Origin of the sequence: Neobacillus niacini, assembly GCF_000759675.1 — a bacterium.
Taxonomy (GTDB): Bacteria; Bacillota; Bacilli; order Bacillales; family Cytobacillaceae; genus Neobacillus; species Neobacillus niacini_A.
Genome location: NZ_BAWM01000020.1, coordinates 410,159 through 421,250, shown reverse-complemented (window position 1 = coordinate 421,250; position 11,092 = coordinate 410,159). Strand labels below are relative to the sequence as shown.

Annotated in this window: 6 protein-coding genes; all 6 read left to right on the top strand. The window is 42.1% G+C overall.

Annotation, left to right across the window (positions count from 1 at the left end; all coding sequences use genetic code 11):
- Window positions 1-209 precede the first annotated feature (209 nt).
- The 6 genes from TR08_RS11870 to TR08_RS11845 all read left to right on the top strand — a co-directional run bounded on the left by TR08_RS11870 (window position 210) and on the right by TR08_RS11845 (window position 11,080).
- Complete coding sequence (locus TR08_RS11870) at window positions 210-2,903, top strand: alpha-mannosidase (RefSeq protein ID WP_045518391.1); 2,694 nt, start codon at window positions 210-212, stop codon at window positions 2,901-2,903.
- 11 nt (window positions 2,904-2,914) lie between these two features.
- Window positions 2,915-4,237: a glycoside hydrolase family 125 protein gene (locus tag TR08_RS11865; protein ID WP_045518390.1), complete on the top strand. Its 1,323-nt coding sequence runs from the start codon at window positions 2,915-2,917 to the stop codon at window positions 4,235-4,237.
- A 44-nt stretch (window positions 4,238-4,281) separates the two neighbouring features.
- On the top strand, window positions 4,282-4,902 hold the full coding sequence (locus TR08_RS11860; protein WP_045518389.1) for a YesL family protein: 621 nt from the start codon (window positions 4,282-4,284) through the stop codon (window positions 4,900-4,902).
- A 47-nt stretch (window positions 4,903-4,949) separates the two neighbouring features.
- Window positions 4,950-6,830, top strand: a complete 1,881-nt coding sequence (locus TR08_RS11855; protein ID WP_045518388.1) for a beta-N-acetylhexosaminidase — start codon at window positions 4,950-4,952, stop codon at window positions 6,828-6,830.
- Between the two features lie 31 nt (window positions 6,831-6,861).
- Entirely contained in the window at window positions 6,862-9,969 is a 3,108-nt protein-coding gene (locus TR08_RS11850; RefSeq protein ID WP_045518387.1) for an alpha-mannosidase, read from the top strand.
- Window positions 9,970-10,144: 175 nt separating this feature from the next.
- The gene (locus TR08_RS11845; RefSeq protein ID WP_045518386.1) at window positions 10,145-11,080 is read left to right on the top strand and encodes an ABC transporter permease; all 936 of its coding nucleotides are present in this window, start codon (window positions 10,145-10,147) and stop codon (window positions 11,078-11,080) included.
- The last annotated feature ends 12 nt before the right edge of the window (window positions 11,081-11,092 follow it).

Here is an 11,092-nt window from a genome sequence, read left to right as displayed (position 1 = left end):
ACTGTAACTATGCAGTGGGAAACGGGCCCTTTTTAATAGATCATTCATTTTATGGATTAATTTAATATCGACTGTAATAACTTTATGACTTGCGGCTATTCTATTGCTGTTTACGTCTGGTTTTCTTATTGTAAGTACTAGAAGTATTTTATTTTTCAATAATGACAGCGTTTTCGCGCTTTAAAAATCGTTAAAGGAGTGGAAGTTTCGTGAACAAGACGGCCCATATTATATCTCATTCCCATTGGGACAGGGAATGGTACTTACCTTTTGAGAAACACCGCTATTATTTCATACAGCTTATGAATAATCTTATTGAACAGTTCAAAAAGGAAGGAAGCGGCTTTCAATCGTTTCATCTAGATGGCCAAACGGTTCTGTTGGAGGATTATTTCGCCGTTCACCCGGAGAATCGGGAAATTGTTAAGCAATTAATAAAGGAGAAAAAGCTTCATATCGGTCCTTGGTATGTACTGCAGGATGCGTTTTTAACAAGCTCCGAAGCAAATGTTCGAAACCTGCTGATTGGTATGAATGATACGAAAGCCTATGGGCATGTTTCAAAAATAGGTTATTTTCCGGACACTTTCGGTATTTACGGGCAGGCACCTCAGCTTTTAAAGCAAGCGGGAATTGACACGGCTGCCTTTGGCAGAGGAGTGAAACCGACCGGCTTTAATAACACGGTATCAGACGTTCCTGACTATGAATCTCCTTATTCCGAAATGATCTGGAAATCACCTGATGGTTCAAGTGTTTTAGGGATTCTTTTTGCCAATTGGTATTCCAATGGGAATGAAATCCCGGTGGATGAAGAGGAAGCGCAAGCATTCTGGGATAAGAAACTCCAAGATGCTGAGAAATATGCCTCAACGAATCAGTTGTTGTTTATGAATGGCTGTGATCACCAGCCGCTGCAAAAAACAATTCCACAGGCGATTGAAACGGCATCTGCCCTATATCCTGATTATCAGTTTAAGCATTCGAGTTTTGATGAATATACGGAGGCGTTAAAACAAGCACTGCCTGAGCAGCTGCAAGTAATCGAAGGGGAATTGCGCAATCAGCGGACAGATGGCTGGTCAACCCTCGTAAATACTGCGTCAAGCCGTATTTACTTAAAGCAAATGAATCATCATTGTCAAACTCTTTTGGAAAAAAACGCTGAGCCGCTGGCGGCCATGTTAGCTTTAGCGGGGGGGACCTACCCGCGAGAATACATCCGCTTTATGTGGAAATCACTGATGAAGAACCACCCGCATGACAGTATTTGCGGCTGTAGTGTCGATGAAGTTCACCGTGAAATGGTTACTCGTTTTGAAAGTGTAGCGCAAATGGGAGAGGTATTTGTCGAGGAAAACGCAGCTGCGCTTGTACAAAAAGTTGATACTTCACAGACACCTGAAGGAGGCATTCCGCTAGTTGTCCTGAATACGACCGGATGGGAGAAAAATGAAGTTGTTTCAAAAGTAGTCGACCTAGAAAAGGTGTATTTTTCACAAATGCACTTTGAAGAAATTCCAGTGTATCTCGAGGATCAACCATTGCCAAAATACAAACTGATTGATGGGGAAGGCAAAGCGGTTGACTATCAGCTTGAAAGTCCTGCCGTCGAATTTGGCTATGACTTACCTGATGATAAATTCCGTCAGCCGTTTTTTGCCAAACGAGCAAAGCTTTCGTTTTTCGCAGAGGGAATTCCGTCATTTGGATATAAAACATTCTACCTAGTGCCAGGTGCCAAAGAAGAGCAGGAGTATGTGCCTTCTTCAGAAACCCAGTTCGTAATGGAAAATGAATATGTACATCTACAGTTTCATGAAGATGGCAGCTATGATTTAATGCATAAAGATACCGGTGAGTCCTTCCATCGTCTCGGAATTTACGAAGACACTGGGGATATTGGTAACGAATATATGTACAAGGAAGCAAAGGGGCATGCCGCTATTACGACAAAGGGTGTACCAGCGGAATTTAAATTCCTAGAAAGAAGCACACTCAGAACAGTCCTAGAGTTTACGCACAAATTATTGATCCCGGTCTCTGCAGATGATCACCTAGCGATGGAACGTAATAGGCTTATTTGGCATAAGGAAAGAGAAGCCGGAAGGTCAGACGATATGACAACAATCACCATGCAAACGGTTGTAACCCTTGAAAAGGGAATGAAGGGTCCGGCATTTAAGCTGACTATTAACAACCAAGCAACAGACCACCGTCTGCGTGTCCTGTTCCCAACAGGTTTACGGACGGAAACACATAAAGCTGACAGTATTTTCGAGATTGTCACCCGCCCGAATACGCCGGAGAAGGAATGGGAAAATCCGAGTTTTTGTCATCACCAGCAGCGGTTTGCCAGCCTAGCGGATACCACGATGGGATTAACAGTAGCAACGGATGGTTTGCAAGAATATGAAATCCTGGAGGAGGACGGAACCATTGCAGTAACCGTGCTTCGTTCGACAGCAGAGCTCGGGGACTGGGGTTATTTCCCTACACCAGAGGCACAATGCTTAGGAATGCAAACAGCAGAATGGCAAGTGCTGCCGCATGAAAAAGATGTCATCCAATCGCAGGCATTTGTCGATGCGTATCAATACAAAGTCCCGCTTGTGTCTGTTCAGACAAGCGTCCATGAAGGTTCATTACCGGAAACACATCAGTTTGTTAAAACAGAATCCAAAGGACTTGTTTGGTCGTCTTTGAGAGTAGCGGAAGAACATGATGATGTGATGATTCGCTGGTTTAATCCAGCTGAAGAAGAGGTAAATCTTAAGGCCGATATCCAGGATTATGAATCCTGTAAGAGTAACATCCTTGAAGAAAAAACAGACGATACCCAAGATTCATATGAAGTAAGTAAATATGAAATCATCACACTGGGTTTTCATAAGAAGAGATAGGAGAGGGTAAAATGACGACAGTAATTCCTGAATCCATGCAAAAGCTGATCAATCACGTAAAAGGATTTTTCCCAGAGGATGAAAAGTTACAGCTCATGTTTGAGCAATGCTTTGTCAATACGTATACTACGACAATGAAGAAACAAGAAGATGGAAAAACATTTGTAATTACCGGGGATATTCCTGCAATGTGGTTAAGAGATTCAGCCGCACAGGTAAGACCATACTTAATGGCGGCAGAAGAAGATGAAGAATTGGCTGATTTCCTCGAAGGGGTAATCCGTCAGCATTTTGCTTTTATCCTGCACGACCCTTATGCCAATGCTTTCAACGAAAGTGCTAATGGCAAAGGGCACCAGAATGACCTGACTGAGATGACACCGCATATTTGGGAGCGAAAGTACGAAATTGATTCCCTTTGCTATCCCATCCAGCTTGCCTACCTGTTTTGGAAATCGACAGGACGTACCTCTCATATAAAGGATACGTTCAAACAGGTGATGGAAACGATTATTCATGTATGGCGGACAGAGCAGGATCATGAAAATCAATCTTCTTATCGCTTTGAACGTACAGATTGCCGCCAGTCAGATACGTTAACTCGGGAGGGCAAGGGAGGACGAGTTGTTCCGACAGGCATGACTTGGAGTGCTTTCCGTCCAAGTGACGATGCCTGCACTTATGGCTATCTTGTCCCGGCTAATATGTTTGCTGTAGTCGTCTTAGGGTATGCAGCGGAAATGTGTGATGTTCTTAAGGCTGCAGAATTAAAAGAAGAATGCCTGAAGCTTCGTGAAGAAATTCAAAAAGGTATTGAACAATACGCTAAGCTGGACCACCCGATTCATGGAGATATGTATGTATACGAAACGGATGGAGAAGGGCGTGTGAATTTAATGGATGACGCCAATGTTCCGAGTTTGCTTGCTGCACCGTACTTAGGCTATCTTCCATATGATGATCCCGCTTATTTAAATACACGTTCCTTCCTTCTGAGCAGGGATAATCCATATTATTACGAAGGAAAATATGCAAATGGAATTGGCAGTCCGCACACTCCGGATCATTATATTTGGCATATAGCACTGGCGATCCAAGGGATGACCACAACGAGTAAAGCAGAAAAACAAGAAATTTTAGCTTATTTTAATCAAACAGACGGCGCTACCAATTTCATGCACGAAGGCTTTAATGCCGATTGCCCTGAAGAATTTACTAGAGACTGGTTTGCTTGGGCAAATACGATGTTCAGTGAATTCGTCTTAAGTTTAACGGGTAAGGCAGTAAAAGGCAGTCCGCTTTATGACCAATTAATGAAGAACAAAAGTAATTAAGTTTGAAAATTCGTCAAGTTAATCATATGAAAGGGTGATGGATCATGAAAAAAGTTCCATGGATGATTGTCGTATGTGAATGGATCTGGAGGGCAATTTTGGTCAATCTATACTGGATTGCCTTTACCATCCTTGGGTTAGGGGTCTTTGGCTTTTTTCCAGCATCCATTGCCCTATTTACCATTGTGCGGAAATGGCTGAGAAAAGAAACGGATTTACCTGTATGGGCGAAGTTTAAGCAAGTTTATTTTAAAGAATGGAAAAGAAGCAATGGAATAGGCCTTGTATTTTACAGCATTGGCCTTTTTCTTTTTGTCGATATTCGAATTGCAGAGCAAGTCATGACAGGCGTATTTGCCAGTTTTCTGTTAATCATCTTATATATCTTAGTATTTGTCCTGCTATTGGCTGTTGGTAATTTCTTTTCGATTTATGTCCATTATGAGGTCTCAACGAAAGAATATGTAAAACAATCCTTTTTATTTACCTTAACAGGATTGCCATCCACGATATGGATCGGAGCAGGACTATTGGTTATTGGCATGCTCTTAATTAGGATGCCAGGTCTAATTCCGTTTATTTCCGGAGTTGCTCCTGCTTATTGGATGATGAGAGTCAACTTGAATCGGTTTAACACGATAGAGAAAAGAATGTCTCTTTCTTAGGGGTGCGCAGTGCTTGTTATAAAAGTGAAATGAAATGAGGGAGAAAGATGAAACTACACTTAACCGGTGATGTATCCTCCATAGCGGAAGGGCTTAATCTTGTAATAGGGAATTTAACGGTTCAACTTTCAGAGGATGGCTATCCGATACATGTAAAACAGCAAAAGGGTCCGCTGCACGTTATGAATCACAATGGGCAGGGGGAAATTAGCTTTGAGAAGCCTATTCACTTTTTTCGCGGCTTAGGATTATTCCTTGAACATTTTAATAAAGTGAACGAGTTTGACTTGTCAGAGGAACCACAGTTTGAAATGAGCGGAGTTATGCTCGATGCGTCTAGAAATGCGGTCCCAACCGTTTCTGATGTAGAAAAGCTGCTGCAAAGAATGGCTGTAATGGGATTAGATACATTGATGCTCTATACAGAGGATACGTACGAGGTAAAGGAACATCCTTATTTTGGGTATATGCGGGGAAGATATTCGGCTGAGGAGTTAAAGGCATGTGATGACTATGCGGTGAAATTGGGGATTGAAATGATCCCTTGTATTCAATCACTGGGTCATTTACGGGAAGCGCTTAAATGGAATTATGCCTCCAATTTTAAAGACACAGACGATATTTTATTGGTTGATCAGCCCCAGACATATGAATTCTTGGAAAACTGTATCAGGGCTGCCTCCGAGCCTTTCCGTACCAAGCGTATTCATATCGGTATGGATGAGACGTTCCAGCTTGGTTTAGGTAAATATTTAGAAAAGCATGGCTATGAGAATCATATTGATATCATGAATAGGCATTTGGAAAAGGTCGTTTCTATTACGGAAAAGTATGGTCTAAAACCGATGATTTGGAGCGATATGTACTTTCCCTTGTTTTCGGAAGACAGTAAATACCGAGACGAAAACGGCAAGATTCGCGACGACATACTTGCCTCCATCCCCGATGTGGAGCTTGTTTATTGGAATTATTATCGGAAAGAGCAGGAAGTTTATGAAAAAGATTTTCAACACCATAAGCTGCTCGGTCAGACTCCAATTTTTGCTGGCGGCGCTTGGACATGGAATGGGATTGTCCCTAACTATGGGAAAGCCATTGCGACGACTGAGCCTGCTATGGAAGCATGTAAAAAAGTGGGTATTAAAGAAGTGTTTGTCACATTGTGGGGCGACAATGGAGCCGAAACGCCATTCTCAACATCCTTACCAATCCTACAATTATTTGCGGAGCACACCTATCATAAGGAAGTCACCTTAGAACAAACAGCTGAGCGCTATGCATTCTGTGGTGAAGGAAACTTTGATGATTTTATGGTCCTGAAAAAGCTGGATGAAACTCCTGGAGTCATGAAGGACAATATGAATACATCCATGACCTCTAAAGTATTGCTGTACCAGGATTTATTAATCGGTTTATACGATGAAAATAGTAAAGGATTATCCTTAGGGGAGCATTATGAAAAACTAGTTTCTGAGATTGAAAAAGCAAAACACAACAACCCAAAATGGGAAAGTCTATTTGACTTTTATGAGCAATTGGCAAGGGTTCTAAGCGTGAAGGCGGAAATCGGAATTAAGATAAAAGAAGTTTACGATCAAAAAGATTACGAGAAAATGGGATCAATCCTCTTAGAGCTGGATTGGATTCAAACCAATGTCGACCAATTACGCCAAAAGCACCGAAAAGTTTGGTTTGATTCGTACAAGCCGTTTGGCTGGGAGGTCATCGATATTCGATACGGCGGCGTCATTACCCGAATTGACTCGGTAAAATATCGTATTCAAGAATGGCTGGAGGGCAGGATTTCTGCTATTGAGGAATTAGAAGAAGAACGATTACGCCATGATGGGCCTTGGGAAATTGTTGACGGCTTGGTTGGCGGCAATGTCTATCATCGTATCGTCACTGCAGGAAACTTTTCATTATAAAGGATAGAAATAACTAAATGAGGTGAACAGATTGTTTTTAACGGAAAGAAAATTTGAAGCGCGTATTCACGAATTAGAGGGTTACCGTTATCGTGATTGCGTAGCGATTGAGCAATTTACCACACAGGAAGATGACGGCAAAGTAGGGGCCAATCCACCTATTTCTTATGATGAAACTAGCGTGATGAAGCTGGGTGATTATTGGAAAGGCCGTGATCGATACATCTGGCTTCATGCGGATGTTGATTGCCATCTGCCAATCAGCAGCAAGCAGATAGTCGGGCTGTTCTCCTTCGGTAAAACAGGCGGCGGGAATAATTCAGGGTTTGAATCTTTACTTTTTGTAAATGGAAAACCATACCAAGGTGTCGATTCCAATCACGAAGAGGTCCTCTTTGATGAACAAACCAGTAAGGGGCCAATCCGTTTAGATTTTAGACTTTGGTCGGGCCTAGAAGGCGGCGGCGTTCCAGTTGAGAATGAATTTAAACTGGAGATGGCGAAAATCGGCTGGCTCGATACACGAGTGGACAATTTATACTATACTCTTTTAGCTGGGTATGAGGTGTTAAAAGAAACGAATGAAGCGGATCCAAATTATTCTGTTTTAAAACAACTGCTTCAAGATGCCTTGCTGCAAATTAATTGGACCGAGCCAGGAAGTACCGAATTTTATGAATCGTGCTATGAAGCAGAAACAAGCTTAACAGAAGCACTTCAAGCAATCGAAAAAACTTCCGATATAACGATTCATACCGTTGGTCACACTCATATTGATGTCGCGTGGCTTTGGCGTTTACGGAACACAAGGGAAAAATCTGCCCGTTCCTTTTCAACAGTTCTGCATTTAATGAAGCAGTTCCCGGAATATCTATTCCTGCAAACCCAGCCTCAGCTTTATGATTATATAAAGACCGATTATCCCGAGATATATGAACAAATGAAAGCAAGAATTGCCGAAGGACAGTGGGAAGCAGGCGGTGCGATGTGGCTGGAAGCCGACTGTAATATCCCAAGCGGGGAGTCTTTGGTACGCCAAATCCTTCACGGGAAGAACTTCTTTAAGGAAGAATTTGGTGTAGACTGTACCTATCTTTGGCTTCCTGATGTGTTCGGCTATAGCTGGGCATTGCCGCAGATTTTAACAAAATCAGGAATCAAAACCATGATGACAACGAAAATCAGCTGGAATCAATACAACCGCATGCCACATGATACCTTCTATTGGAAGGGAATCGATGGTTCAGAGATTTTAACACACTTTATCACGACACCGGAACCATGGAACGGTCCGGACTCTTGGTTCTACACGTATAACGGCTTTATTACAGCCAAAACGGTAAAAGGAGCATGGACGGGCTATCGTGATAAGGATTTATCGAAAGACCTGCTGCTTTCCTACGGATATGGAGACGGCGGCGGCGGTGTCAATCGCCACATGCTCGAAATGCGCCGCAGACTGGACATGATGCCTGGTATGCCGAATGTAAAGACGTCAACAGCTGGAGAGTTTTTTGAAAAGCTTCACCAAAATGTAGCGGAGTCTAACGGCTATATCCATAAATGGGATGGCGAATTGTATCTGGAATACCACCGGGGTACGTATACAAGCCAAGCGTTTATGAAACAAACGAATCGTAAATTGGAGCTTTTATATAGAAGAGTTGAATTCCTATCTTCCTGGATTTCTGAAAATGGCGAGTGGATTGGGGATAATGAGCTGAAAGACGGCTGGAAGATTATTTTACGAAATCAATTCCATGATATTATTCCGGGGTCTTCGATTCATGAAGTGTATGAAGATGCTAGGGAAGAATACGCTGAAGCACTGGAAATCGTACAGCAAGTGGAAACGAAGATTGTTGAAAATGGAGTAGATCATGCAGACCGTTTTGTCGTTGTCTTCAATTCAACCCATCAAACCGGCAAAAGAAATGTGTTTATTTCTCAGTTTGCTGAATTTGCTGCAGGGATTTGGACAGATGAAAGCGGCACGGTGTTACCTTCTCAAAAACGCCCTGATGGTTGGCTTGTTGCAGTCAATACACTTCCATCCTTTGGTGCGAAGCAATTGTCTTTTGAACCGGCCGAAGCTGCTTCGGAAACAGCGAATTTTACGTATCATGACCGAAAGTTAGAAACACCGTTTTACGAGGTGGAGTGGAATGAGTTTGGCCAGCTGACCAAGATTTATGACAAGGAAGCAGAGCGCCATGTGTTGGCTGAAGGTCAAAAGGGCAATGTCCTGCAAATTTTTGAAGATAAACCGCTTGCCCATGATGCGTGGGATATTGATTTGTTCTATCAGGAGAAAATGGAGGAAATCCGTGATATCGCTACCTTCGAAGTGGCAGAAAACGGGGAGCTGGCCTTTAGTATTCTTGTTACGTGGAAGTATCATCATTCGCATATTTCTCAGCGGATAGTTTTTTATCAAAATGACCGCAGGATTGATTTTGAAACAAATGTCGATTGGCATGAAAAAAGAAGATTGCTAAAAGCATCTTTCCCAGTCGATATTCGCGCAACTGAAGCGACCTATGATATTCAATATGGCAATGTGAAACGACCGACACATTGGAATACAAGCTGGGATATGGCGAAGTTTGAAACAGTCGGACACCAGTGGGCTGACCTGTCAGAGCCGGATTACGGGGTAAGTTTACTGAATGACTCTAAATATGGCTATGACATTAAGGAAAATGTAATGCGCTTAACGTTACTAAAATCGGCAATCCATCCGGACCCGCAAGCAGACCAGGGACAGCATTCCTTCACTTATTCGCTGTATCCACATAGCGGTGATTGGCGCCAGGGTAAGACAGTGGAAAAAGCTTGGGATCTCAATGATCCAATTGCCGCTGTAGAAGGGAAATGGACAAAAGAAGCGTCATTCCTTGATACTAATTCTGACCACGTCTGGTTTGATGCAGTGAAGCCGGCTTATGATGGCAACGGGATCATTGTCCGCCTGCATGAGTATGAGGGACGAAGAGGGAAGGTTACGCTTGACGTTGGAAAAAACTTCACATCATGGGTGGAAACTAATCTAATGGAAGAAGCAGTGGCGGACGTATGCCATATGCCAATTGAGTTTGACATTAAACCATATGAAATTAAGACCATAAGAATCTTGTAATATCAAAAAATAAGACCAGTTGGCAGGCACCAGCTGGTCTTGTTTTTTCATTTGGAGGATCTAAATCTCAGTTATCTAAGATTTTTGCACTTAATCCCAAATTAGTCAACTATAAATAGTACCGCTTTCACTATAAAATAAAGCTATGGAAGTGCTTACAAAAACTGAGAGGAGGATGAATGTGAAAAAAATACTGAGTGATATATATAAAAACCGAATCTGGCTGTTAATGGTTCTGCCTGGAACGATTTGGCTTCTATTATTTTCCTATTTACCAATGTTTGGACAAGTTTTGGCTTTTAAGAAATTCAGGATTCACCCAGATGGTTTCTTTGCCAGTGTTATTAACAGTGAATGGGTTGGCTGGGAAAACTTTGAATATTTGTTTAGTACAAGTGATGCGTGGATTATAACCAGAAATACCCTAGTATACAATATTATCTTTATTGTAGTGGGGTTAATTGCGGCTGTGGGAACGGCGATCATGCTTAGCGAGCTGGTGAATAAAAAGTTATCAAAAGTCTACCAAACTTCCATCCTTTTTCCGCATTTTATTTCATGGGTTATCGGGAGCTACTTTGTCTTCACGTTCTTAAGTACAGATCACGGCCTATTAAATCATGTTCTTGGCTGGTTCCATATCGATCCGATTTCATGGTATAGCGAGTCGAAGTATTGGCCGTTTATTCTAGTGTTTATGAGCCTATGGAAGGGTGTTGGATACGGAAGTATCGTGTATTTAGCGTCCATCGTCGGGATTGATCGGGCGTATTATGAAGCAGCCATGATTGATGGTGCCTCGAAGTGGAAGCAAATTAAGCACGTTACCCTGCCAATGCTTAAACCATTAATGATTATCCTTACTATCATGAATATCGGAAGAATATTCAACTCGGATTTCGGACTCTTTTATCAAGTACCAAGAGATTCAGGGGCACTGTATTCAGTTACAAATGTTATCGATACATTTGTATACCGCGGCCTTATGAATTTGGGTGATATTGGTATGAGTACGGCAGCAGGTCTATATCAGTCAGCCGTTGGATTTACCCTTGTCATCATTACGAACTATATTGTAAGAAAAGTGGATGAGGAAAGTGCATTATTTTAGATATTAATAGGG